18 protein-coding genes and 1 tRNA gene are annotated in these 25137 nt (G+C 54.0%); 13 read left to right on the forward strand and 6 right to left on the reverse strand.

Translation table 11 applies throughout. From position 1 onward, the window contains the following. Positions 1 to 19 precede the first annotated feature (19 nt). From OGV77_RS13275 to mutH, 4 genes are all read right to left on the reverse strand, one after another. On the reverse strand, positions 20 to 1060 hold the full coding sequence (locus OGV77_RS13275) for an NADP(H)-dependent aldo-keto reductase (RefSeq protein WP_003033954.1): 1041 nt from the start codon (positions 1058 to 1060) through the stop codon (positions 20 to 22). 106 nt (positions 1061 to 1166) lie between these two features. After that, positions 1167 to 1385 carry a lipoprotein YgdR gene (ygdR, locus tag OGV77_RS13280; RefSeq protein ID WP_000758660.1) on the reverse strand — a complete coding sequence of 73 codons (219 nt, stop codon included), beginning with the start codon at positions 1383 to 1385 and terminating at the stop codon, positions 1167 to 1169. 144 nt (positions 1386 to 1529) lie between these two features. After that, positions 1530 to 2243: a TerC family protein gene (locus OGV77_RS13285; RefSeq protein WP_003033961.1), complete on the reverse strand. Its 714-nt coding sequence runs from the start codon at positions 2241 to 2243 to the stop codon at positions 1530 to 1532. 75 nt (positions 2244 to 2318) lie between these two features. Beyond that, on the reverse strand, positions 2319 to 3014 hold the full coding sequence (gene mutH, locus OGV77_RS13290) for a DNA mismatch repair endonuclease MutH (RefSeq protein ID WP_043017438.1): 696 nt from the start codon (positions 3012 to 3014) through the stop codon (positions 2319 to 2321). Between the two features lie 684 nt (positions 3015 to 3698). On the opposite strand from mutH, the gene rppH reads away from it, so the two are divergent. From rppH to recD, 12 genes are all read left to right on the forward strand, one after another. Next, a complete protein-coding gene (rppH, locus tag OGV77_RS13295; protein ID WP_003825602.1) occupies positions 3699 to 4229 on the forward strand; it encodes an RNA pyrophosphohydrolase in 531 nt (176 codons plus the stop codon). A gap of 12 nt (positions 4230 to 4241) precedes the next feature. Continuing rightward, positions 4242 to 6488 carry a phosphoenolpyruvate--protein phosphotransferase gene (gene ptsP / locus OGV77_RS13300; RefSeq protein WP_043017437.1) on the forward strand — a complete coding sequence of 749 codons (2247 nt, stop codon included), beginning with the start codon at positions 4242 to 4244 and terminating at the stop codon, positions 6486 to 6488. Positions 6489 to 6710: 222 nt separating this feature from the next. Then, positions 6711 to 7586 (forward strand): prolipoprotein diacylglyceryl transferase, encoded by an 876-nt coding sequence (gene lgt, locus OGV77_RS13305; protein ID WP_043017436.1) that lies wholly within the window; start codon positions 6711 to 6713, stop codon positions 7584 to 7586. A 6-nt stretch (positions 7587 to 7592) separates the two neighbouring features. Next, entirely contained in the window at positions 7593 to 8387 is a 795-nt protein-coding gene (gene thyA / locus OGV77_RS13310) for a thymidylate synthase (RefSeq protein ID WP_043017435.1), read from the forward strand. A 183-nt stretch (positions 8388 to 8570) separates the two neighbouring features. Beyond that, complete coding sequence (locus tag OGV77_RS13315) at positions 8571 to 9041, forward strand: prepilin peptidase-dependent protein (RefSeq protein WP_043017434.1); 471 nt, start codon at positions 8571 to 8573, stop codon at positions 9039 to 9041. Next, positions 9032 to 9595 (forward strand): prepilin peptidase-dependent protein, encoded by a 564-nt coding sequence (locus tag OGV77_RS13320; RefSeq protein WP_043017433.1) that lies wholly within the window; start codon positions 9032 to 9034, stop codon positions 9593 to 9595. Before OGV77_RS13315 ends, OGV77_RS13320 begins: the two co-directional genes overlap by 10 nt. Next, the gene (locus OGV77_RS13325; RefSeq protein ID WP_043017432.1) at positions 9592 to 9999 is read left to right on the forward strand and encodes a DUF2509 family protein; all 408 of its coding nucleotides are present in this window, start codon (positions 9592 to 9594) and stop codon (positions 9997 to 9999) included. The genes OGV77_RS13320 and OGV77_RS13325 overlap by 4 nt, the downstream gene beginning before the upstream one ends. Further along, positions 9984 to 10307 carry a prepilin-type N-terminal cleavage/methylation domain-containing protein gene (locus tag OGV77_RS13330; protein ID WP_286502742.1) on the forward strand — a complete coding sequence of 108 codons (324 nt, stop codon included), beginning with the start codon at positions 9984 to 9986 and terminating at the stop codon, positions 10305 to 10307. Before OGV77_RS13325 ends, OGV77_RS13330 begins: the two co-directional genes overlap by 16 nt. A 12-nt stretch (positions 10308 to 10319) precedes the next feature. Further along, positions 10320 to 13688, forward strand: coding sequence for an exodeoxyribonuclease V subunit gamma (recC, locus tag OGV77_RS13335; protein ID WP_043017430.1), 3369 nt, complete (start codon positions 10320 to 10322; stop codon positions 13686 to 13688). 179 nt (positions 13689 to 13867) lie between these two features. Beyond that, positions 13868 to 16756 carry a pitrilysin gene (gene ptrA / locus OGV77_RS13340; RefSeq protein ID WP_043017429.1) on the forward strand — a complete coding sequence of 963 codons (2889 nt, stop codon included), beginning with the start codon at positions 13868 to 13870 and terminating at the stop codon, positions 16754 to 16756. Beyond that, positions 16749 to 20294, forward strand: coding sequence for an exodeoxyribonuclease V subunit beta (gene recB / locus OGV77_RS13345; protein ID WP_043017428.1), 3546 nt, complete (start codon positions 16749 to 16751; stop codon positions 20292 to 20294). Before ptrA ends, recB begins: the two co-directional genes overlap by 8 nt. Further along, positions 20291 to 22120, forward strand: coding sequence for an exodeoxyribonuclease V subunit alpha (gene recD / locus OGV77_RS13350; protein WP_087051233.1), 1830 nt, complete (start codon positions 20291 to 20293; stop codon positions 22118 to 22120). The genes recB and recD overlap by 4 nt, the downstream gene beginning before the upstream one ends. Before the next feature lie 44 nt (positions 22121 to 22164). Here recD and argA read toward each other — a convergent pair whose 3' ends face one another. Beyond that, positions 22165 to 23496 (reverse strand): amino-acid N-acetyltransferase, encoded by a 1332-nt coding sequence (argA, locus tag OGV77_RS13355; protein WP_043017426.1) that lies wholly within the window; start codon positions 23494 to 23496, stop codon positions 22165 to 22167. Between the two features lie 234 nt (positions 23497 to 23730). Here argA and amiC point away from each other — a divergent pair, with 234 nt between their 5' ends. Next, entirely contained in the window at positions 23731 to 24984 is a 1254-nt protein-coding gene (gene amiC / locus OGV77_RS13360; protein WP_043017425.1) for an N-acetylmuramoyl-L-alanine amidase AmiC, read from the forward strand. 74 nt (positions 24985 to 25058) lie between these two features. Here the strand turns inward: amiC and OGV77_RS13365 are convergent. Further along, positions 25059 to 25135, reverse strand: a tRNA-Met gene (locus OGV77_RS13365). Positions 25136 to 25137 lie beyond the last annotated feature (2 nt).

Genomic DNA, 25137 nt, shown 5'->3' on the forward strand with positions numbered 1-25137 from the left:
CGCCATCAGGCGCTAACCGTTACGGTGCAGGATAGGTATACACCTGATGCACCGCTTCAATCTCCGCCAGTACTTCTTCGCTCAACTCCAGATGCAGGCTTTCAACGTTGGTTTTTAACTGCTCCATCGTCGTGGCACCCAGCAACGTGCTGGCGACAAACGGCTGACGACGCACGAATGCCAGCGCCATTTGCGCAGGATCCAGATTATGGCGTTTCGCGATATCCACATAGGCCGCGACGGCTTTTTGCGTTTGCTCGCCGCTGTAGCGCGTGAAACGGCTAAACAGCGTATTACGTGCACCGGCAGGTTTCGCGCCGTTCAGGTATTTACCGGTTAACGTACCGAAGCCCAGGCAAGAGTAGGCCAGCAGTTCAACCCCTTCATACTGGCTCACTTCCGCCAGTCCAACCTCAAAGCTGCGGTTCAGCAGGCTGTAGGGGTTCTGGATGGTGGCGATGCGCGGCAGATCGTGTTTGTCCGCCAGGTGAAGATAGCGCATCACGCCAAAGGCGGTTTCATTGGACACGCCGATATAGCGAATTTTCCCCGCCCGCTGAAATTCTGCCAGCGCGTCCAGCGTATCCAGCAGGGAAACGACCGGCGCGGAGTCCGTCCAGCTGTAGCCTAACTTACCAAAGCAGTTGGTCGGGCGCTGCGGCCAGTGAACCTGATACAGATCCAGGTAATCGGTTTGCAGTCTTTTCAGGCTGTCATGCAGCGCTTCACGAATATTTTTACGATCCAGCGCCTGATTCGGGCGAATGCCGCTGTCGTTGTTACGTGATGGGCCGCTGACCTTAGAAGCAACGATTAGTTTTTCGCGGCTGCCGTGTTTGGCGAGCCAGTTACCTACGTAGGTTTCGGTGAGCCCCTGGGTTTCAGGACGCGGCGGTACCGGATACATCTCGGCAACGTCGATTAAATTTATGCCCTGTGCTACGGCATAATCGAGCTGTGCATGTGCGTCGGCTTCGCTGTTTTGTTCACCAAACGTCATTGTGCCCAGCCCCAGTGTACTGACTTCCAGCGAGCTGTGGGGTATACGGTGATATTGCATAGCCGTTTCCTTTTTATAATCACGACATAAGGATTATAAAAATGGCTGAGGGAAGCGAAAAAGGGAAGTAAAATTGTTAAGGCCAGCGCGCTGCTGACCTCAACCATCAGCGTTCAATGATTTGAGACACATCATCGCGGTTAATCTGCATCGCATTGCCCTGCTGGTCGTGATAGCTCACCAGACCGGTATCATCGTCAATTTCTGGTTTTCCATCGGTCAGGATCATTCGACCATCTTTTGTTGCCATTACATAATCGCTGCTGCATCCGGAAACGGCAAAAGCCAGTCCTACGGCGGAAATCAAAACTGCCCATTTTTTCATCTGCTTATCCTCACATGGCCTGCGTCTGACAATAGTTTAGTAATAACGCGAAGTTGTGCATGGTGAAAGCAGTAAAATCTTAAACTGTGAGAAGGGGTAGGTGTGGCCGGCATTCGCTCCCCTTGCAGGGAGCGATGGGTTTCCTCAGAGCGGATTTTTTTTATTACGCCACAGGTTCAGGGTCTCTACTGCGATAGAGAAGAACATGGCGAAATAGATATATCCTTTCGGAACGTGGACGTCGAAACTTTCCAGAATTAGCGTAAAACCGACCAAAATCAGGAACGAGAGCGCCAGCATTTTTACCGAAGGATGGCGATCGACAAACTCGCCAATTGGGCGCGCGGCAAACATCATCACGCCTACGGCAATCACCACCGCCGCCATCATAATAAACAGATGATCGGACAAGCCAACCGCAGTAATCACGGAATCCAGACTGAAGATAATGTCTAACAACATGATCTGCACAATCGCGCCCAGGAAAGAAGATACGCGGGTTTTCAGTCCCTCTTCCTCGCCTTCAATGGATTCGTGGATCTCCTTACTGGCTTTCCAGATAAGGAACAATCCCCCCAGCAGAAGGATCAGGTCGCGCGCTGATATCGCCTCGCCAAACAGTTCGAATAGCGGGTTTGTCAGCCGCGTTACCCAGGCGATAGAAGCCAGCAGTGCCAGACGCATGATCATCGCCGCTGCAAGCCCAATGCGTCGGGCATGATTACGTTGCGCTGTCGGGAGTTTGGCTACAACCAGAGAGAGGAAAATAATATTGTCGATCCCAAGAACGATCTCCAGCAGCGTCAGCGTACCGAGCGCAAGCCAGGCGTTAGGATCGGTTATCCATGCAAATAACATCGAACAAAGTCCTGCCAAAAAAAAGAAGCGGTAATTATAGGCCCGTAACGCGGCGGGTGAAAGGTCGGACGGTGCCTATTGCGCCTGGAACAAGAAATGTCGCTCAAGCAATGCGCGGGTGAAGTTCTTTTTCAAGTAAAAGCCGCGTGGCAGGGTGAGGATGGGTTCGCCATGAGCGCCAATGGCCTCGGTTAGCGCTCGGGCGTTGGCTGCTTTAGGACGCAGCTGCAGTACTTCCCCATGGCGAGCGGTGATGCGTTCGACATGGCCTAACACTATCATGTCCATCAACTCTTCCCAGTCCAGACGCAACTGCTGGTCTTCTTCTTCATTCGGGCTCCACAGCAGGGGAGAGCCGACGCGACGCTCAGCCAGCGGGATGCTGCGTTCGCCTTCCACCGGGATCCACAGAACGCGTTTAAGTTTGTGCCGCACATGGCTGGTTTCCCAGGTGACGCCAGTATTACCGGTTAACGGCGCCACACACACAAAGGTGGTTTCCAGCGGTCTGCCAAGACTGTCCACAGGGATCGTTTTCAGCTCCACGCCTAGTGCCGCAAAATCCTGCTCTGGTTTACTGCCCGCGCTGGCACCGAGCCAGATTTCCAGTAGCACGCCAATCCAGCCTTTATCGCGCTTGAGATCCTTAGGCGCCACGATTCCCGCCATTGCCGCTAATTCTCCTAACGCGTAGCCCGAAAGTAGCCGCGCCTGGCTTAGCAACTGGGCTTCAGATTCAGGGGGAGAAAGCAACGGACGGAGTTCAGGCATCGGGTTAACCCTTAGGTGAAAAAATGAGCAATGATTTTATACCGTGTGGACAGAGTTTATCTTTTTCCACATGCTTTATTCAATTCTATGATTTATATTGGTTTTTAGATTCACGTGTGCAGAGTTGCGCAACAGCGAAGTAGGTTTTCCAATTCTGGTCACTGACAATGAACAGGATCTTACACCATGTTATCCACAGAAAGATGGGATAACTGTGAAAAAGCCCCACTACTGTTTCAATTTACAGCCTTGACGTGCGACGAAAATCGAATTTTCACACAAATTGTGCCTAACTTATTGGCATAATCTGTGGATAAAACCAACGCTGGTCGATCTTTCATCAGCCTGAAGATCGTGTGCGTGATACACGTCACATTTCTAAGTGTTTATTTGCACTGATCGGTTTTAACTTTATGAATCCATAAGACTATTTTTAATATGTGACGAATGTCTTATTCGGACTGTTCTGGGTTTTCCCATAGTAATTCCGTACTTCTTCACAACTATATCCACAGAAAAGGTGAATAAAATCGCCTTGCTTGCCCTTATTCTGTTTATAACTCGGCCCTTAGCTGTGAGTTATTCAATTGTTATTAGAATATCGCACCCTTAACAGAGTGGTTTACCGCCCCTCAGGAGTGTGAAACAATCGTTTGTATATAAGGTTTATGTTGAGGTAGTCCGGTGATTGATGACGATGGCTACCGCCCGAATGTAGGGATAGTAATTTGTAACCGCCAGGGGCAGGTCATGTGGGCCCGGCGATTTGGTCAGCACTCCTGGCAATTCCCGCAAGGTGGGATAAATGCAGGAGAGACAGCAGAGCAGGCGATGTACCGGGAACTCTTTGAAGAAGTGGGTCTTAGCCGTAAAGATGTACGGATCCTTGCTTCTACTCGTAACTGGTTGCGTTACAAGTTACCGAAACGTTTGGTGCGTTGGGACACGAAGCCGGTTTGTATCGGCCAGAAACAAAAATGGTTTCTTCTGCAATTGGTCAGCAGCGATGCTGAAATCAATATGCAAACCAGCAGTACACCTGAGTTCGACGGCTGGCGCTGGGTGAGTTACTGGTATCCGGTTCGACAGGTGGTGTCATTTAAACGCGATGTCTATCGCAGGGTGATGAAAGAATTCGCAAGTGTTGTCATGGCGCTTCAGGAGAGTACTCCTAAGCCGCAAAGCGCACCTGCGTACAGACGTAAAAGAGGTTAAGCTACGCAAATTATGCTCACCCGCCTGCGCGAAATAGTCGAAAAGGTGGCCAGTGCTCCGCGTCTGAATGAAGCGCTGAATATTCTGGTTACCGACATCTGTCTTGCGATGGATACAGAGGTCTGTTCGGTTTATCTGGCCGATCACGATCGACGTTGTTATTACCTCATGGCGACCCGGGGACTGAAAAAACCGCGTGGTCGCACTGTCGCACTCGCGTTTGATGAAGGTATCGTTGGCCTGGTTGGCAGGCTGGCGGAACCTATCAACCTCGCCGATGCGCAAAAACATCCCAGCTTTAAATACATTCCTTCGGTAAAAGAAGAGCGCTTTCGTGCGTTCTTAGGCGTGCCGATCATTCAGCGCCGCCAGCTTTTAGGTGTGCTGGTGGTACAGCAGCGCGAATTGCGCCAGTACGATGAAAGTGAAGAGTCTTTCCTCGTCACGCTCGCCACGCAAATGGCGGCTATTCTTTCGCAGTCGCAGCTAAACGCGCTATTTGGCCAATACCGGCAAACGCGTATCCGTGCATTGCCTGCCGCTCCCGGTGTGGCAATAGCCGAAGGCTGGCAGGACGCGACGCTGCCTCTGATGGAACAGGTCTATCAGGCTTCAACGCTGGACCCGGTGCTTGAGCGCGAGCGACTGACCGGTGCGCTGGAAGAGGCGGCGAACGAATTTCGCCGCTACAGCAAACGCTTTACCGCCGGGGCGCAGAAAGAAACGGCGGCGATCTTTGATCTCTATTCACACCTGCTTTCCGATACCCGTCTGCGCCGTGAGCTGTTTGCGGAAGTGGATAACGGTTCGGTGGCCGAGTGGGCCGTGAAAACGATCATCGAAAAGTTTGCCGAACAGTTTGCCGCCCTGAGCGATAACTACCTCAAAGAGCGGGCCGGAGATTTACGTGCGCTGGGCCAGCGTCTGCTGTTCCATCTTGACGACTCTGTTCAGGGGCCGAATGCCTGGCCGGAACGTTTTGTGCTGGTGGCGGATGAGCTTTCCGCGACCACGCTGGCGGAACTTCCTCAGGACCGGCTAGTCGGTGTGGTTGTCCGGGACGGCGCAGCCAACTCCCATGCGGCAATTATGGTTCGTGCGCTGGGTATCCCTACCGTCATGGGGGCCGATATCCAGCCTTCGGTGCTGCATCGCCGTACGTTGGTGGTGGACGGTTATCGCGGTGAACTGCTGGTTGATCCGGAACCGGTGTTGATCCAGGAATACCAGCGTCTTATCAGTGAAGAAATTGAGCTGAGCCGCCTGGCGGAAGACGACGTCAACCAACCCGCGCAGTTGAAAAGCGGCGAGCGCGTGAAGGTGATGCTCAATGCGGGTCTCAGCCCGGAACATGAAGAAAAGCTGGGTAGCCGAATCGACGGCATTGGCCTGTACCGCACTGAAATCCCGTTCATGCTGCAAAGCGGTTTTCCTTCGGAAGAAGAACAGGTTGCGCAGTATCAGGGGATGCTGCAAATGTTTAATGACAAGCCGGTAACTCTGCGTACTCTGGATGTCGGCGCCGATAAACAACTGCCCTACATGCCGATCAGTGAAGAGAACCCGTGCCTTGGCTGGCGTGGGATCCGCATAACGCTCGATCAGCCGGAGATCTTTTTGATCCAGGTTCGCGCCATGCTGCGAGCCAACGCGGCAACAGGCAACCTCAGCATTTTGCTGCCGATGGTTACCAGCATTGATGAAGTGGACGAAGCGCGACGTTTGATTGAACGCGCCGGACGTGAAGTGGAAGAGATGATCGGCTATGCGATCCCGAAACCGCGCATTGGCATCATGCTGGAAGTTCCGTCGATGGTATTCATGCTGCCGCATCTGACAAACCGGATAGACTTTATCTCGGTCGGAACTAACGATTTAACCCAGTACATTCTGGCCGTCGATCGTAACAATACGCGGGTAGCCAGCATTTATGACAGCCTGCATCCGGGGATGTTACGTGCGCTGGCGATGATTGCGCAGGAAGCCGAAAAAAGCGGTATCGATTTGCGCCTGTGCGGTGAAATGGCGGGCGACCCGATGTGCGTGGCTATTCTGATCGGCCTTGGTTTTCGTCATTTGTCGATGAACGGTCGTTCCGTCGCTCGCGTCAAATATCTGCTGCGTCATATCGATTTTGATGAAGCGCAAACGCTGGCACAGCGCAGCCTGGAAGCGCAGATGGCGGCAGAAGTACGCCATCAGGTAGCGGCCTTTATGGAGCGCCGTGGCATGGGGGGATTGATTCGCGGGGGATTATAGGCCTGACAAATTTCGTGTTATCAGCCTGTAGGCCTGGTAAGCGTAGCACCATCAGGCATTACGGGGGGATGAAGATTACCTATACAGATCTTTTACATCTTCCCGGCATCCGCTGCGATCCCCTTGTGCTATCATTCGCACCTTTGGAGCGCCTGTATTATGCAGGCGCGCTTATCAATTGCTGTCTGACTTCAGCGAAATAACAAGAACTTGTGGTGACAGATGACCAGTAGCTATCTGCATTTTCCGGATTTCGATCCGGTCATTTTCTCAATCGGACCCGTTGCGCTTCACTGGTACGGCTTAATGTATTTGGTGGGGTTTATATTTGCGATGTGGCTGGCGACCCGCCGCGCGAATCGTCCGGGCAGTGGCTGGACCAAAAATGAAGTAGAAAACTTACTGTATGCGGGCTTCCTTGGGGTGTTCCTTGGTGGACGTATTGGTTATGTACTGTTCTATAACTTCCCGTTATTCCTCGACAACCCGCTGTATCTGTTCCGCGTCTGGGACGGTGGGATGTCCTTCCACGGTGGGCTTATTGGTGTGATCCTGGTGATGATTATCTTCGCCAAACGCACCAAACGTTCGTTCTTCCAGGTTTCTGATTTCATCGCCCCGCTGATTCCGTTTGGTCTGGGCGCAGGGCGTCTGGGTAACTTTATCAACGGTGAGCTGTGGGGACGCGTTGACCCGAACTTCAAGTTTTCCATGCTGTTCCCGGGCTCTCGCACCGAAGATATTTTACTGCTGCAAACTAACCCGCAATGGCAGTCTATTTTTGATACCTACGGCTCGCTGCCGCGCCACGCCTCACAGCTTTATGAGATGGCGCTCGAAGGTGTCGTGCTGTTTATCATTCTCAACCTGTACATTCGCAAGCCGCGCCCGATGGGCTCGGTATCCGGTCTGTTCCTGATTGGCTATGGCGCATTTCGTATTATCGTTGAATTCTTCCGCCAGCCGGATGCGCAGTTTACCGGCACCTGGGTACAGTACATCAGCATGGGACAGATCCTCTCTATCCCGATGATTGTCGCAGGCATTATTATGATGGTTTGGGCGTACCGCCGCAGCCCACAGCAACACGTTTCCTGAGGAACCATGAAACAGTATTTAGAACTGATGCAAAAAGTGCTGGATGAAGGCACACAGAAAAACGACCGTACCGGAACCGGAACGCTTTCCATTTTTGGTCATCAGATGCGTTTTAATCTGCAGGAAGGGTTCCCGCTGGTTACGACTAAACGCTGCCATTTACGCTCGATCATTCATGAGCTGCTGTGGTTTTTGCAGGGCGACACCAACGTTGCCTACCTGCATGAAAACAACGTCTCAATCTGGGACGAATGGGCGGATGAAAACGGTAATTTAGGCCCGGTTTATGGCAAACAATGGCGCGCGTGGCCTACGCCAGATGGACGCCATATTGACCAGATCACCACGGTGTTAAACCAGCTCAAAAATGACCCGGACTCTCGCCGTATCATCGTTTCCGCATGGAACGTCGGCGAGCTGGATAAAATGGCGCTGGCGCCGTGCCATGCGTTCTTCCAGTTTTACGTAGCGGATGGCAAGCTCTCCTGCCAGCTGTATCAGCGTTCGTGCGATGTGTTCCTCGGCTTGCCGTTTAACATTGCCAGCTACTCCCTGTTGGTGCACATGATGGCGCAGCAGTGCGATCTGGAAGTGGGTGATTTTGTCTGGACCGGTGGCGACACGCACCTGTACAGCAATCATATGGATCAAACGCATCTGCAGCTTAGCCGTGAACCGCGCGCGCTGCCGAAGCTGGTTATCAAACGTAAGCCTGAATCTATCTTTGACTATCGCTTCGAAGACTTCGAAATTGAAGGCTACGAGCCGCATCCTGGTATTAAAGCGCCAGTGGCTATCTAACCGGCTTCATGCTGTCACAACCGACGCCTGTGTGCGTCGGTTTTTTTTATCTAAAATCGCGTTCTTCGGCGCAGATTCCTGAATTATTGCAATGGACTGCAACTCGAAAAATATTCTCCGTAGCTCGCCGTAGAAACCGAATTTCCCGCTCGTTATTCATTTTCCTCACGCCATACTGGCGGCATGAAAAAACAACATGGCTACACGCTTCTCGAAACCCTGATTACGATGCTGATCGTCGCGGCGCTTGGCGCATCAGGTCTTTATGGCTGGCAGCGCTGGCAGCAACAACAGCGCCTGTGGCAAACTGCCTGCCAGGTCCGGGATTACCTGCTGCAACTGCGTGAAGATGCTAACTGGCGTAACCGCGATCACGTGATAAGCGTGATTCGGGATGGCGCATCGTGGTGCTTTGTCAGCTCTGCGGCTTCGCAAGATGTGTGCAAACCCACTTCACCTTTGGTGTTTACACCGCTCTGGGACGATGTCGAGTTGGCAGAGATAACGCCTTCACTGGCCTTTTTTGGTCTGCGCAATACGGCATGGGCCGGACATATCCGCCTGAAAAATACGGCAGGGGAATGGCGGGTGGTGGTATCTGGTTGGGGGCGAATCAGGCTTTGCGAACGCGATGAGGCCCGGTTATGTCAGTAAAGGAACGGGGATTTTCACTGCTGGAGGTACTCATTGCGATGGCGATTAGCAGCGTTTTACTGCTTAGCTCAGCGCAATTTTTACCGGCGCTACAGCGAGAGATTCTGCGCAATACGAGCCAGTTGGCGCTGGAAGATGAAATATGGCAGCGGGTCTATACCGTGGCTAAGCACCTTCAGCGGGCAGGGTATTGCCGGGGAAACTGTGGCGGAGAGGGACTGGTGATATCGGCTAAGGGGGACTGTGTTATTGCCCGCTGGGATGCTAATAGCAACGGCGTTTGGGACAGCAGTTCCGCTAAAGAGGCTGATGCTATCGGGTTTCGTTTACAGGACAAGGTGCTGGAGACCCTGCGGGGAGCAACTGACTGTAATGGAAAAGGGTGGGAGAAAATGACCGATCCAGCCACGATACAGATTGAGGCATTTCAGGTTGAACGGCTGAATATCAGCGGGTATTCCCCGCTCATAACGCTGCGTTTGCGCGGAGTGAACAATGTCGAACCACAAAAGGTTATTGAAGCCGTGTACAGCGTTACGGGATTCAACCTGTGAACCGCGAGAGAGGCGCTTCATCTCTGGCGATGGTCCTGTTGCTGCTGGTGCTCGGAAGTCTTCTGCTGCAAGGCGCTAGCAGACAGGAGGCCAGTTTTGCTTCACGAGTGGTGACGCAAAGCCAGGCGCTGCAGCGTCAGGCGACGGTGCAATCCGCGATGGAATGGGGACGTATGCAGCCCTGGCGCATACAACCCGCCGTACAGTGTCGGCGCGATACCATGCAGGATACCGAGGTTTGCCTGCGCCTGCTTACTAATAATTTCGTGCTGCTTATTGCTCACTATGAAGGGGTGTCTCTATGGCGTCAGGGAGCGGTTATCGATGGCAATATCAAATTTTCGCCGCATGGCTGGAGCGATTTTTGCCCGTTAAAGGCGGTAGCGTTATGTCAGATCCCCTGAACAGACAGCGTGGCTTTAGCCTGCCGGAAGTGATGCTGGCAATGGTACTGATGATAATGATTGTGACCGCGTTGTCGGGATACCAGCGGGCGCTAATGAGCAGCTTTATCATCAGAAACCAGTACCAACAACTCTGGCGTCATGCCTGGCAGCAAACTCAGCTGTATCAGTTTTCATCACCTTTGGACTGGCAGATTAACCGAATGCAGACAACGAGAGCGGGATGTGTCAGCATCAACGTTAAAATATCTTCACCCCTGGGCAGGCAGGGTCAGATGACGCGTCTGCATTGCCCGAATCGTCAGTAGTCAGGAGTCGCTATGTTAAGGGTCTACCACTCCAATCGTCTGGATGTGCTGGAAGCGTTAATGGAATTTATCGTTGAGCGCGAGCGGCTGGACGACCCCTTTGAACCTGAGATGATCCTGGTTCAAAGTACCGGCATGGCGCAGTGGCTACAAATGACCCTTGCACAGAAGTTTAGTATTGCCGCCAACATCGATTTTCCGCTGCCTGCGAGTTTTATCTGGGATATGTTTGTGCGCGTGCTGCCGGATATCCCGAAAGAGAGCGCGTTTAGCAAACAGAGCATGAGTTGGAAGTTGATGACGCTGTTGCCGCAGTTACTGGATGGCGATGATTTCGCATTGCTGCGCCACTATCTGACGGACGACACCGATAAGCGCAAGCTGTTTCAGCTTTCCTCGCGCGCTGCTGACCTTTTTGACCAGTATTTAGTCTACCGCCCTGACTGGTTGACCCAGTGGGAAGCCGGGCGACTGGTTGACGGACTTGGCGAGTCTCAGGCCTGGCAGGCCCCGTTGTGGAAAGCGCTGGTGGAATACACTGAGGAATTGGGCCAGCCGCGCTGGCATCGTGCCAATTTATACCAACGTTTTATTCAGACCCTGGAAAGTGCGTCCGAGTGCCCGCAGGGACTGCCTTCTCGCGTCTTTATTTGCGGTATTTCGGCGCTGCCGCCGGTTTATTTGCAGGCATTGCAGGCGCTGGGTAAGCACATTGATATTCATCTGCTGTTTACCAACCCTTGTCGCTACTACTGGGGGGATATAAAAGATCCCGCCTGGCTGGCGAAGCTGATGGCGCGTCAGCGTCGGCACAGCTTTGAAGAACGCCATCTGCCGTTGTTTCGTGACAGTCAGAAAGCTGAAGGATTATTTAATAGCGATGGCGAACAGGATGTGGGCAACCCGATGCTGGCCTCATGGGGCAAACTGGGGCGCGATTACATTTACCTGCTTTCAGAGCTAGAGAATAGTCAGGAGCTGGATGCGTTCGTCGATATTACGCCTGACAATCTTTTGCATAATATTCAATCGGATATTTTGGAGCTTGAAAGTCATGCTGTGGCGGGCGTTACGCTGGAAGAATATTCCCGGAGCGACAATAAACGCCGGCTTGAGCTGAACGATACCAGCGTGACTTTCCATGTCTGCCATAGCCCACAGCGCGAGGTAGAAATTCTTCATGACCGCTTGCTGGCAATGCTGGAAGCGGATCCAACGCTGACGCCGCGCGATATTATCGTGATGGTGGCGGATATCGACAGCTACAGTCCATTCATTCAGTCGGTCTTTGGCAGCGCGCCAGCCGAGCGTTACTTACCTTACGCAATTTCCGACCGTCGGGCGCGCCAGTCTCATCCCGTCTTACAGGCCTTTATTAGCCTGCTGTCGCTGCCGGATAGCCGTTTTGTCTCAGAGGATGTCCTGGCGTTACTGGATGTTCCCGTGCTGGCGGCGCGTTTCAATATTGATGAAGAGGGGCTGCGCTATCTTCGCTTATGGGTCAATGAATCCGGTATTCGCTGGGGAATTGACGACGATAACGTGCGTGAGCTGGAGCTTCCGCCTACAGGTCAGCATACCTGGCAATTTGGTTTAACGCGTATGCTGCTCGGCTACGCGATGGAAAGCGCGCAGGGCGAGTGGCAATCGGTATTGCCTTACGATGAGTCCAGCGGATTGATTGCCGAGCTGGTAGGGCATCTGGCCTCGTTGCTGATGCAGCTCAATCTTTGGCGTAGAGGGTTAGCGCAGGAACGACCGCTGGAAGAATGGCTACCTGTTTGCCGGGACATGCTTAATGATTTCTTCCTGCCGGACGCGGATACCGAAGCGGCGATGACGCTGATTGAACAGCAGTGGCAGGCCATTATCACTGAAGGTTTGGGAGCCGAGTATGGCGAGGCCGTACCGCTCTCTCTGTTACGTGATGAGCTGGCCCAGCGTCTTGACCAGGAGCGCATCAGCCAGCGCTTCCTGGCGGGGCCCGTCAACATTTGTACGCTGATGCCGATGCGTTCTATTCCTTTCAAGGTGGTGTGCCTGCTGGGCATGAACGATGGCGTTTATCCGCGCCAGCTTGCGCCGCTGGGCTTTGATTTAATGAGCCAAAAACCGATGCGGGGCGATCGTAGTCGTCGCGATGATGACCGCTATCTGTTCCTCGAAGCATTGATTTCGGCACAGCAAACGCTCTATATCAGCTACATTGGCCGATCCATTCAGGACAACAGCGAGCGCTTCCCGTCGGTTCTGGTACAGGAATTGATGGACTACATTGGGCAAAGCCACTATCTGCCGGGCGATGAATCGTTAACCTGCGATCAAAGCGAGGCCCGGGTAAAAGCGCACGTTACCCGTTTGCATACCCGTATGCCCTTTGATGCACAAAACTATCTACCGGGTGAACAGCAAAGCTATGCCCGGGAATGGCTGCCTGCGGCGAGTCTGTCAGGAAAAGCGCACACGGATTTTGTACAGCCTCTTCCCTTTGAGATGCCCGAAACGCTGACGCTGGAAACGCTGCAGCGATTTTGGGCTCATCCGGTACGCGCCTTTTTCCAGATGCGTTTGAGGGTTAATTTCCGCTCTGAAGAGAGTGAGATCCCCGATACGGAACCTTTCACCCTTGAAGGATTAACCCGCTATCAGCTTAATCAGCAATTGCTTAATACGCTGGTTGAAGAGAACGATGCTGAACGGCTGTTCCGCCGTTTTCGTGCGGCGGGCGCGCTACCCTATGGGCCATTTGGCGAAATTCTGTGGGATACGCAGCGTCAGGAGATGCAGTCGCTGGCTGAACGCATTATCGCCTGTCGCCAGCCCTGTCAGAGTATGGAAATCGACCTTAACTGTAACGGCGTGCAAATCACCGGTTGGCTGCCGCAGGTACAAGAGGACGGTTTGTTGCGCTGGCGCCCATCTTTGATAAGCATTGCGCAAGGTGTGCAACTTTGGCTGGAACATCTTGTCTATTGTGCCAGTGGCGGTACGGGAGAGAGCCGGTTGTTCCTGCGTAAAGACGGGGAATGGCGTTTTCCGCCGCTGGATGCAGAACAGGCGTTACTGTACCTGTCGCAACTCATTGAGGGGTATCGGGAAGGCATGTCGTCACCGTTGCTGGTGTTGCCCGAAAGCGGCGGTGCATGGATAAAAACCTGTTATGACGCCGCAAATGATGCCATGTTAGATGACGATGCAACGTTGCAAAAAGCGCGCAGTAAGTTTCTGCAGGCCTATGAAGGCAACATGATGGTACGGGGTGAAGGCGACGACATCTGGTATCAGCGTCTTTGGCGACAACTGGATGCTGATACGCTGGAGACCATTGTTTTACAGTCTCAGCACTACCTGTTACCGATTTTTCGCTTTAATCAGTCATGATGATTGTATAAAAATTGCGCAATTTGATGGCTTCATCTATGATGCGCATTCTGTCACGGACTGATTCTTATAAAGAGAAGATGCTGGCTCGTTCAGCACAGAGTCTTGCCCTGTTCAGACCACGTATTCATACGTGCTTTGCAGTGAACAGGTGAATACGTTAATGATGAGGTTTGTGAATGCCCCGCAGCACCTGGTTCAGCGCATTACTGTTGTTCGTCGCCCTTTGGGTTCCCGTAAGTCAGGCAGATACCGGTTGGCAGCCTTTAGCTGAAACCATCCGTAAAAGCGATAAAGACACCCGTCAGTATCAGGCCGTGCGCCTTGATAATGGCATGGTCGTGCTGCTGGTATCCGATCCTCAGGCCGTGAAATCCCTTTCTGCACTGGTCGTCCCCGTGGGCTCGCTGGAAGATCCGGACGATCATCAGGGGCTGGCGCATTATCTTGAACACATGTGCCTGATGGGCTCGAAAAAATACCCGCAGCCGGACAGCCTGGCTGAATTCCTGAAAATGCACGGCGGCAGCCACAATGCCAGCACAGCGCCTTATCGTACGGCCTTCTATCTTGAAGTCGAAAACGACGCGCTGGTGGGGGCAGTGGATCGTCTGGCGGACGCTATTGCCGATCCGTTACTGGATAAAAAATATGCCGACCGTGAGCGTAACGCGGTTAACTCCGAGCTGACGCTGGCGCGTACCCGAGACGGGATGCGTATGGCGCAGGTGAGCGCTGAGACTATCAACCCGGCGCACCCAGGCTCGCGTTTCTCCGGCGGAAATCTCGAGACATTAAGCGATAAACCGGGTAACCCGGTGGTGCAGGCATTACAAAATTTTCATGAAAAGTACTACTCCGCGAACCTGATGAAGGCAGTGATTTATAGTAATAAACCGCTGCCAGAGCTGGCGCGGATAGCGGCTGACACCTTTGGACGCGTACCGAACAGAAATATCGCAAAACCTGAAATTACCGTACCGGTAGTCACCGACGCGCAAAAGGGCGTCATCATCCACTATGTTCCGGCAATGCCGCGTAAAGTGCTGCGCGTCGAGTTTCGTATCGATAACAACAGCGCGCAGTTCCGCAGTAAAACCGATGAACTGGTGACCTACCTGATTGGCAATCGTAGCCCGGGCACGTTGTCTGACTGGCTGCAAAAGCAGGGCCTGGTTGAAGGTATTCGCGCAGACTCCGATCCGGTGGTCAACGGGAACAGCGGCGTGTTAGCCATTTCCGCGACGTTAACCGACAAGGGGCTGGCGAACCGCGATGAAGTTGTTGCGGCAATCTTTAGCTACCTCAATTTGTTACGCGAGAAAGGCGTCGATAAACGTTATTTTGACGAGCTGGCGCACGTGCTGGATCTGGATTTCCGTTATCCCTCCATCACCCGTGATATGGACTACGTGGAATGGTTGGCTGATACCATGATCCGTGTTCCCGTCGAACATACGCTGGATGCGGTGAATATTGCTGACCAGTACGATGCGAAAGCCGTTGAGCAACGCCTGGCAATGATGACGCCGCAGAATGCGCGTATCTGGTATATCAGCGCGAAAGAACCGCATAATAAAACCGCGTATTTTGTCGATGCGCCTTACCAGGTGGATAAGATCAGCGATAAAACCTTTGCCGACTGGCAGCAAAAAGCGCAGGGCATTGCGCTGTCTTTACCGGAGTTAAACCCTTACATTCCGGATGATTTCACGCTGATTAAAATGGAGAAAAAATACGCCCACCCGGAACTGATTGTTGATGAGCCGGATTTACGTGTGGTGTATGCGCCGAGCCAGTATTTTGCCAGTGAGCCGAAGGCTGACGTTAGCGCGATCCTGCGTAACCCGAAAGCCATGGACAGCGCGCGCAACCAGGTTTTATTCGCACTTAACGATTACCTGGCGGGGATTGCGCTCGATCAGTTAAGCAACCAGGCGTCGGTAGGTGGAATTGGTTTCTCAACCAATGCTAACAATGGGTTGATGCTTAACGCCAACGGCTACACCCAACGTCTGCCGCAGCTTTTTCAGGCGCTGCTGAGCGGCTATTTCAGCTACACCTCAACGGATGAACAGCTGGAACAGGCAAAATCGTGGTATGCGCAGATGATGGATTCCGCAGAGAAGGGGAAAGCCTACGATCAGGCCATTATGCCGGTGCAGATGCTTTCTCAGGTACCGTATTTCTCACGTGATGAACGCCGTAAGCTGCTGCCTTCTATCACCCTGAAAGAGGTGATGACCTACCGCGACGCCTTAAAAACCGGTGCGCGGCCTGAATTCCTGGTAATTGGTAATATGAGCGCAGCTCAGGCGACAACCATGGCGCGGGATATCCAGCAACAGCTTGGCGCTAACGGGTCACAGTGGTGTCGCAACAAAGATGTGGTAGTGGACAAGAAGCAGTCCGTTATCTTTGAAAAAGCAGGCAGCAGCACGGATTCTGCGCTGGCGGCCGTATTTGTGCCAGCCGGATACGATGAATACGCCAGTTCAGCCTACAGCGCCATGTTAGGGCAGATTGTTCAGCCGTGGTTCTACAATCAACTGCGTACTGAAGAACAGTTAGGCTACGCCGTATTTGCATTCCCAATGAGCGTTGGCCGTCAGTGGGGAATGGGGTTCCTGCTGCAAAGCAGCGATAAGCAGCCGTCTTACCTCTGGGAGCGTTATAAAGCGTTCTTCCCGACGGCGGAAGCGAAGCTGCGGGCGATGAAACCTGAAGAGTTTGCGCAAATTCAGCAGGCGATTATTGCGCAAATGCTGCAGGCGCCGCAAACGCTGGGGGCTGAAGCCTCGCAGTTAAGCAAAGATTTTGATCGCGGTAATATGCGCTTCGATTCACGTGATAAAATAGTGGCTCAGATTAAACTGCTGACGCCGCAAAAACTTGCCGATTTCTTCCATCAGGCGGTGGTTGAGCCGCAAGGCATGGCGATACTGTCACAGGTTTCCGGCAGTCAGAACGGGAAAGCAGAATATGTGCACCCGGAAGGCTGGAAAGTGTGGCAGACCGTCAGCGCGTTGCAGCAAACCTTACCCCTGATGAGTGATAAGAATGAATGATGCCGCTGAGTCCCTTGATCCACTGCGCTTGCCCCTGACGGGCGAGCGCCTGATTGAAGCCTCTGCGGGCACCGGTAAAACCTTTACCATCGCCGCTCTGTATTTACGTTTACTGCTTGGACTGGGCGGCGCTGCCGCCTTTCCTCGTCCTCTGACCGTCGAAGAACTGCTGGTGGTCACCTTCACCGAGGCGGCCACCGAAGAGCTGCGAGGTCGAATTCGTAGCAACATTCATGAACTGCGAATTGCCTGCCTGCGTGAAACCACCGACAACCCGCTATACGCCCGTTTGTTAGATGAAATCGCCGATAAAAAACAGGCCGCTCAGTGGCTGCTACTGGCTGAAAGACAGATGGATGAAGCGGCAGTGTTTACCATCCACGGTTTTTGTCAGCGTATGCTCAGTCTCAACGCCTTTGAATCAGGCATGCTGTTCGAACAGCAACTGATAGAAGATGAATCGCTGCTGCGCTATCAGGCCTGTGCGGACTTCTGGCGTCGACACTGCTACCCGCTGCCCCGCGACATTGCGCAGGTGATTTTTGAAACGTGGAAAGGACCGCAGGCGCTGCTGAGGGATATCGATCGCTATCTGCAGGGGGAAGCACCAGTTATCAAGGCTCCGCCGTCCGATGACGAAACGCTGGCCTCCCGGCACGAACAAATTCTCGCGCGCATTAATCAAATCAAGCAGCAGTGGCGCGATTGCGTTGATGAGCTGGACGGCCTGTTGGAAGCCTCCGGGATCGATCGGCGTAAATTTAATCGCGGTAACCAGGGGAAGTGGATCGAAAAGATCAGCGCGTGGGCGCAGGAAGAAACTCAAAGTTACCAGCTTCCTGACGCGCTGGAGAAATTCTCACAGCGTTTTCTGGAAGAGCGCACTAAAGCGGGCGGGATAACTCCTCAGCACCCGCTGTTTGTCGCTATTGATGAACTGCTTAGCGAACCGTTAACCCTGCGGGATCTGGTGATCACCCGGGCGCTGGCGGAGATCCGCACGGCGGTTGCCGAAGAGAAACGACGCCGCGGTGAGCTGGGTTTTGACGATATGCTTAGCCGTCTGGATGCGGCGTTGCGCAGTGAAAGCGGCGATGCGCTGGCGACGGCGATTCGTACCCGTTTTCCGGTCGCGATGATCGATGAATTTCAGGATACCGATCCGCAGCAGTACCGTATTTTTCGCCGGATCTGGCAGCATCAGCCGGATACTGCACTGCTGCTGATTGGCGATCCGAAACAGGCGATTTACGCGTTTCGCGGCGCGGATATCTTCACCTATATGAAGGCGCGCAGCGAAGTCAGCGCACACTATACGCTCGATACCAACTGGCGTTCGGCCCCTGGCATGGTCAATAGCGTGAATACGCTTTTCAGCCAGATGGACGACGCCTTTATGTTCCGCGAAATCCCCTTCAGCCCGGTAAAATCTGCAGAAAAAAACCAGGCGCTTCAGTTTGTTTTACACGGTGAAACGCAGCCCGCTATGAGTATGTGGCTGATGGAAGGGGAAAGCTGTGGCGTGGGCGACTATCAGAACTACATGGCCCAGGTGTGCGCCACGCAAATTCGCGACTGGCTTAAGGCCGGACATTCTGGTGCTGCGCAACTGGTCAGTGGTAAAACATCCAGTCCGGTACGCGCGTCGGACATCAGCGTATTGGTTCGTAGCCGCCAGGAAGCGGCGCTGGTCCGTGATGCGCTGACCCAACTGGCCATTCCCTCCGTCTACCTCTCTAACCGTGACAGCGTATTTGAAACGCTGGAGGCGCAGGAGTTGCTGTGGGTGCTGCAGGCGGTGATGACGCCGGAGCGTGAGAATACGCTGCGTAGCGCGCTGGCGACCTCGATGATGGGGCTGAATGCGCAGGATCTTGAAGCGTTAAATAACGACGAAAATGCCTGGGATGCGGTGGTCGAAGAGTTCGATGGCTATCGTCAGATCTGGCATAAACGCGGCGTGATGCCGATGCTGCGCGCGCTGATGGCAGCCCGCCAGATTGCGGAAAACCTGCTGGCGACGGCGGGGGGCGAACGCCGCCTGACAGACATTCTACACATCAGCGAACTGTTGCAGGAAGCGGGGTCGCAACTGGAAAGTGAGCATGCGCTGGTGCGCTGGTTATCCCAGCATATTCTTGAACCCGACAGCAACGCGTCCAGCCAGCAGCTCAGGCTGGAAAGCGACAAGCATCTGGTCAAAATCGTCACCATCCATAAATCGAAAGGGCTGGAGTATCCGCTGGTTTGGCTGCCGTTTATCACCAATTTCCGTGTCCAGGATCAGGCTTTCTACCACGATCGCAGCTCTTTTGAAGCTGTGCTGGATCTCAGCGATGCCGAGGAGAGCGTTGAGCTGGCCGAAGCGGAACGCCTTGCGGAAGATCTGCGTTTGCTTTATGTCGCGTTAACCCGTTCGGTATGGCACTGCAGCCTTGGCGTTGCGCCGTTGGTGCGACGCCGGGGCGATAAAAAAGGGGATACCGATGTGCATCAGAGTGCCCTTGGCCGCCTGTTGCAAAAAGGCGAGCCGATGGATGCTGCGGGCCTGCGTGGTGCGATTGAAGCGCTATGTAGCGACGATATTGCCTGCCAGACGCCTGCGCAGCCTGACGGTGAACCCTGGCAGGTTACGCAGGCTGTTAGCAGCGAACTGAGTGCGAAAATACTGCGGCGTACGCCCGGCGATAGCTGGCGAGTGACCAGTTATTCCGGTCTGCAACAGCGGGGACATGGTATCGCGCAGGATCTGATCCCGCGACTCGATATCGATGCCGCAGGCGTCGGTGAGGTTATTGAAGAGTCAGGACTTACACCGCATCAGTTCCCGCGCGGCGCTTCGCCGGGTACGTTCTTGCATAGCCTGTTTGAAGATCTCGATTTTACGCAACCGGTGGATCCGCATTGGGTCGAAGAGCAACTGGCGTTGGGGGGTTATGACGCGCACTGGACGCCGGTTTTGACCGAATGGTTGGACGCCATTTTGCAAGCGCCTCTCAACGAGACGGGCGTGAGTTTGAGCCATCTTTCCGCGCGTGAAAAACAGGTGGAGATGGAGTTTTATCTGCCGATTTCGCAGCCGCTGATGGCCAACCAACTTGATGCGTTGATTCGTCAGTACGATCCGCTCTCAGCGGGGTGCCCTGCGCTGGAATTTATGCAGGTGCGTGGCATGCTGAAAGGGTTTATTGACCTGGTATTCCGCCACCAGGGGCGTTATTACCTGCTCGATTACAAATCGAACTGGCTGGGCGAAGACAGCTCAGCCTATACGCAGCAGGCGATGGCCTCTGCCATGCAGGTGCATCGCTACGACCTGCAGTATCAACTTTATACCCTGGCGCTGCATCGCTACTTGCGCCATCGCATTGCTGATTACGATTATGAACGTCATTTTGGCGGCGTTATTTATCTCTTCCTGCGTGGCGTTGACAGTGAGAATCCGCAGCAGGGAATTTACGCGACCCGACCTGACGGGGAGTTGATCGCCTTGATGGATGAGTTGTTTGCTGGTGCGCTGCTGGAGGAGATGTCATGACAATCCAGAAACGATTACTGGAAGCCGTTGAGCAAAAGCAGCTCAGGCCTCTGGATGCTCAGTTTGCGCTGGCGGTTGCCGGAAATGATAACCCTGCCGTTGCGCTGGCTGCGGCGTTGCTCAGCCGCGAAGCAGGTGAAGGACACGTCTGCTTACCGCTTTCACGGTTATCCCTGAGTGAGGACGCGCATCCTCTGTTAAGCGGCTGGCTCGCTGAAGCGGGAGAGCCTGAGAACTGGGCGGACTGCCTGCTGGCTTCCGGGGCGGTAAGCCGTGGCGATCAACCCACGCCGCTGGTGCTGTATGGCGATCGCCTGTACCTGAACCGGATGTGGCATAACGAACGCGCGGTGGCGCGCTTTTTCAGTGAGGTAAACCACGCCATTGAGGTGGACGAACAACGCCTGACCCATACGCTGGAGGCGCTGTTTCCGCCATCAGAGGGAGTTAACTGGCAAAAAGTGGCCGCTGCTGTAGCGCTGACCCGTCGTATATCGGTGATCTCCGGCGGGCCGGGAACCGGAAAAACGACAACGGTTGCGAGGCTGCTGGCGGCATTGATTCAGATGGCGGACGGTGAACGCTGTCGTATTCGACTGGCAGCGCCAACGGGAAAGGCGGCAGCGCGCCTGACCTCCTCGCTGGGTGCGGCACTGCGAGAGCTACCGCTAACCGATGAGCAAAAGAAACGCATTCCCGATGACGCGAGTACGCTGCATCGATTATTAGGCGCTCAGCCTGGCAGTCAGCGCCTGCGTCATCATGCGGGAAACCCGCTGCATCTGGATGTGCTGGTGGTGGATGAAGCTTCGATGATCGATTTGCCGATGATGTCGCGCCTTATCGATGCGCTGCCGCCGCACGGGCGGGTGATTTTTCTGGGCGATCGCGACCAGCTCGCTTCTGTCGAGGCGGGGGCGGTGCTGGGGGATATCTGTGCTTTCGTCGGTGACGGGTTTACCCCGGAACGCGCCCGCCAGCTCAGTCGCCTGACCGGAAGCGCTATTCCGGCAGGGCCGGGAACTCAGGCGGCAGCTCTGCGCGACAGTCTGTGCCTGCTGCAAAAGAGCTACCGTTTTGGCAGCGATTCCGGAATTGGTCAGTTGGCTGCTGCGATTAATCGCGGCGACAAAGCTGCGATAAAAACGGTTTTCCAGCAGGGATTTAGCGACATCGAAAAACGCACGTTACACAGCAGCGAGGATTATGCCGCAATGCTGGATGAGGCGTTGGCGGGCTATGGGCACTATCTGGATTTACTGCGCGAGGGTGCCGAGCCGGATGCTGTCATTCAGGCCTTCAATGAGTATCAACTGCTATGTGCCCTGCGGGAAGGGCCGTTTGGCGTGGGCGGTTTGAATGAACGCATCGAGCAGGTGATGGCGCAAAAACGTAAAATTCATCGTTCACCGCATAGCCGCTGGTATGAGGGAAGGCCGGTGATGATCGCGCGCAATGACAGTTCGCTGGGATTATTTAACGGCGATATCGGTATTGCCCTCGATCGTGGACAGGGCCTGAGGGTGTGGTTTACGCTGCCGGACGGTGCTATCAAATCGGTGCAACCCAGCCGCTTGCCTGAGCATGAAACCACCTGGGCGATGACGGTGCATAAATCGCAGGGATCCGAGTTTGACCACGCGGCGTTGATTTTACCCAGCCAGCATTCCCCTGTGGTTACTCGCGAGCTGGTCTATACCGCCGTTACCCGCGCGCGTCGCCGTCTGTCGCTGTATGCCGATGAGCGGATACTGAGTGGCGCCATTGCCACCCGCACCGAACGTCGCAGCGGATTGTCAGCATTATTTAATGACGGCATGATGTAGATGTAGGCCGGATAAGGCAGTTATGCCGTATCCGGCAACGACTCTTACCCCAAATCCGCCATCAGCACTTTTGACCGCCGCTGATAGTTGTACATCTCTTTCTTGCTTTCCGGCAGCAGGTCGATATCCACCGGCGTGAAACCGCGCTCCTGGAACCAGTGGATGCTGCGCGTGGTCAGCACAAACAGCTTGCTTAGCCCCATTTGCCGGGCTTGCGCGGCGATCCGTTCCAGCAACACTTCCCCGCGCGACGAACTACGGTAGTCCGGATGCACCGCCACGCACGCCATCTCGCCAATTCTCTCTTCCGGGAAAGGATACAGAGCGGCGCAGGCGATGGTCAGGTTATCACGCTGAATAATCGTGAATTTGTCGATCTCCATTTCCAACTGCTCGCGCGAGCGGCGGACCAGAATACCCTGCTGCTCCAGCGGGCGGATCAGCTCAAGAATCCCGCCGATATCGTTAATGGTGGCGCGACGGATCTGCTCGGCGCTTTCCATTACGATCTGTGTACCGATCCCGTCGCGGGAGAACAGTTCCTGCAGCAAGGCGCCATCTTCCTGATAGCTGATCAGATGGCAGCGGCGTACGCCACTGCGGCAGGCTTTCACCGCCCCGCGCAGGAAGCGCACCGTGCCGGAGCTGTAATCGCCTTTCTCTTCCTGCAACTCAACGCGAGCCTGGGCTTCGTTAGGAAACAGCTCGGAAATAATATCGCCATCATCGTTGGTGACACCCTGAGACGAGCAAAACCCGATCATTTTCTCCGCCTTCAGTTTGATAGCCAACTGTGTGGCGACCTCTTCTGACGTCAGGTTAAAGCTCTCACCGGTGACGGAAACGGCGACCGGCCCCAGCAGCACAATCGCGCCGCTGTCTAACTGGCGGTGAATGGCATCTTCATCAATACGACGAATACGCCCGCTATGGCAGTAATCTACGCCGTCATCAACGCCCAGTGGCTGAGAGATAATAAAATTACCGCTGACCACGTTGATGTGTGCACCTTGCAGTGGCGTATTATTCAGGCTCATCGACAGGCGGGCGGTAATATCAAGCTGAAGTAATCCCGCAGCCTGTTTGACCAGCTCGAGCGTTTTAGCGTCGGTAACGCGCGTATTTTTGTGGTACACCGGTTCATGATGATGCGCCGCAAGGTTGGCATCAATCTGCGGTCGTGCGCCATAGACCACGACGAGGCGGATGCCGAGGCTATGAAGAAGACCAATGTCATTGACGATACTGGAAAAGTTTTCATGCTCGATGGCTTCGCCGCCCAGCATAATGACAAACGTTTTTCCCCGATGGGTATTGATATAGGGAACAGAATGGCGGAATCCCTGTACCAGTTCGGTTCTACGCTCCTTCACCACGGCACACCCTCATTGCATGATTATTCGTAATTTGTGTATTTTTATTCTGTTTTGGCGCTGTGCGCAAGCGTAATTTTTACCCATCCCGAAGATTTATCTCAGTAATGCCGTGAATATAAAAAGAATGTTTACCCTTTTATAGATGACAGATTATGCGTCATTCGCTAAAGTTTCCGGTCAATTCGGACGTTTTACGTATTACCTCAATAAAGATTTCTTTTGCTCGGGAGAAGCATGTCGGGATCCAATTCAGCAATCAGTCGCCGCCGTTTACTGAAAGGTGCGGGTGCTATGTGGCTTTTGAGCGTCAGCCAGGTCGGTCTGGCTGCCGTGAGTCAGGTCGTTGCCGTTCGTGTCTGGCCTGCGTCCAGCTATACCCGCGTCACGGTAGAATCTAACCGTCTGCTGAAATACAAACAGTTTGCCCTGAGTAATCCTGAGCGTGTGGTTGTGGATATTGAAGGCGTTAACTTGAACTCGGTGCTTAAGGGCATTGGTACGCAGATCCGTCCTGACGATCCGTATATTAAGTCGGCGCGTGTTGGGCAGTTTGACCCACAGACCGTGCGGATGGTGTTCGAGCTGAAACAGAACGTGAAGCCGCAACTTTTTGCGCTGGCTCCGGTGGCTGGCTTTAAAGAACGTCTGGTGATGGATCTCTATCCTGCGAATGCCCAGGATGTTCAGGATCCGTTGCTGGCGTTGCTGGAAGATTACAACAAGGGCGATCTGGATAAACAGGTGCCGCCTGCGCAAAGTGGCCCGCAGCCTGGTAAAGCGGGGCGCGATCGTCCGATTGTCATTATGCTGGACCCTGGCCACGGTGGAGAGGATTCCGGTGCGGTGGGGAAATACAAGACGCGTGAAAAAGATGTGGTACTGCAGATTGCCCGCCGCCTGCGAGCCCTCATAGAGAAAGAGGGCAACATGAAGGTCTTTATGACGCGAAATGAAGATATCTTCATTCCGCTTAAAGTCCGCGTGGCGAAAGCGCAGAAGCAGCGTGCAGACCTGTTTGTCTCTATTCACGCCGATGCCTTTACCAGCAGACAGCCCAGCGGTTCGTCGGTGTTTGCGCTCTCAACCAAAGGCGCCACCAGTACCGCCGCGAAATATCTGGCGCAGACCCAGAACGCCTCGGATCTCATCGGTGGCGTCAGCAAAAGCGGTGACCGTTATGTCGACCACACCATGTTCGACATGGTGCAATCGCTGACCATCGCCGACAGCCTGAAGTTTGGTAAAGCGGTATTGAACAAGCTTGGAAAAATCAATAACCTACATAAAAATCAGGTTGAACAGGCCGGGTTTGCGGTGCTAAAAGCGCCGGATATCCCATCCATTCTGGTAGAAACGGCATTTATCAGTAACGTTGAGGAAGAGCGTAAACTCAAAACGGCGACCTTCCAGCAGGAAGTTGCAGAGTCGATTCTGGCGGGGATTAAAGCCTACTTTGCCGATGGGGCGACGCTGGCGAGAAGGGGATAACAAAAAAGCGCTGAAAAGCGCTTTTTTTATGGGCGACAGAAACAAAAAAACACCCGTTAAGGTGTTTAATGTGTTGGTTGCGGGGGCCGGATTTGAACCGACGACCTTCGGGTTATGAGCCCGACGAGCTACCAGGCTGCTCCACCCCGCGTC

The sequence above is a fragment of the Citrobacter sp. Ce129 genome, assembly GCF_030334545.1.
Lineage (GTDB): Bacteria > Pseudomonadota > Gammaproteobacteria > Enterobacterales > Enterobacteriaceae > Citrobacter > Citrobacter europaeus.

What these genes read in the sequence shown, in the direction of transcription:
- OGV77_RS13275 (WP_003033954.1), bottom strand. Translation starts at nt 1,060, where the DNA reads ATGCAATATCACCGTATACCCCACAGCTCGCTGGAAGTCAGTACACTG.
- ygdR (WP_000758660.1), bottom strand. Translation starts at nt 1,385, where the DNA reads ATGAAAAAATGGGCAGTTTTGATTTCCGCCGTAGGACTGGCTTTTGCC.
- OGV77_RS13285 (WP_003033961.1), bottom strand. Translation starts at nt 2,243, where the DNA reads ATGTTATTTGCATGGATAACCGATCCTAACGCCTGGCTTGCGCTCGGT.
- mutH (WP_043017438.1), bottom strand. Translation starts at nt 3,014, where the DNA reads ATGCCTGAACTCCGTCCGTTGCTTTCTCCCCCTGAATCTGAAGCCCAG.
- ptsP (WP_043017437.1), top strand. Translation starts at nt 4,242, where the DNA reads ATGCTCACCCGCCTGCGCGAAATAGTCGAAAAGGTGGCCAGTGCTCCG.
- lgt (WP_043017436.1), top strand. Translation starts at nt 6,711, where the DNA reads ATGACCAGTAGCTATCTGCATTTTCCGGATTTCGATCCGGTCATTTTC.
- thyA (WP_043017435.1), top strand. Translation starts at nt 7,593, where the DNA reads ATGAAACAGTATTTAGAACTGATGCAAAAAGTGCTGGATGAAGGCACA.
- OGV77_RS13315 (WP_043017434.1), top strand. Translation starts at nt 8,571, where the DNA reads ATGAAAAAACAACATGGCTACACGCTTCTCGAAACCCTGATTACGATG.
- OGV77_RS13320 (WP_043017433.1), top strand. Translation starts at nt 9,032, where the DNA reads ATGTCAGTAAAGGAACGGGGATTTTCACTGCTGGAGGTACTCATTGCG.
- OGV77_RS13330 (WP_286502742.1), top strand. Translation starts at nt 9,984, where the DNA reads ATGTCAGATCCCCTGAACAGACAGCGTGGCTTTAGCCTGCCGGAAGTG.
- recC (WP_043017430.1), top strand. Translation starts at nt 10,320, where the DNA reads ATGTTAAGGGTCTACCACTCCAATCGTCTGGATGTGCTGGAAGCGTTA.
- ptrA (WP_043017429.1), top strand. Translation starts at nt 13,868, where the DNA reads ATGCCCCGCAGCACCTGGTTCAGCGCATTACTGTTGTTCGTCGCCCTT.
- recB (WP_043017428.1), top strand. Translation starts at nt 16,749, where the DNA reads ATGAATGATGCCGCTGAGTCCCTTGATCCACTGCGCTTGCCCCTGACG.
- recD (WP_087051233.1), top strand. Translation starts at nt 20,291, where the DNA reads ATGACAATCCAGAAACGATTACTGGAAGCCGTTGAGCAAAAGCAGCTC.
- amiC (WP_043017425.1), top strand. Translation starts at nt 23,731, where the DNA reads ATGTCGGGATCCAATTCAGCAATCAGTCGCCGCCGTTTACTGAAAGGT.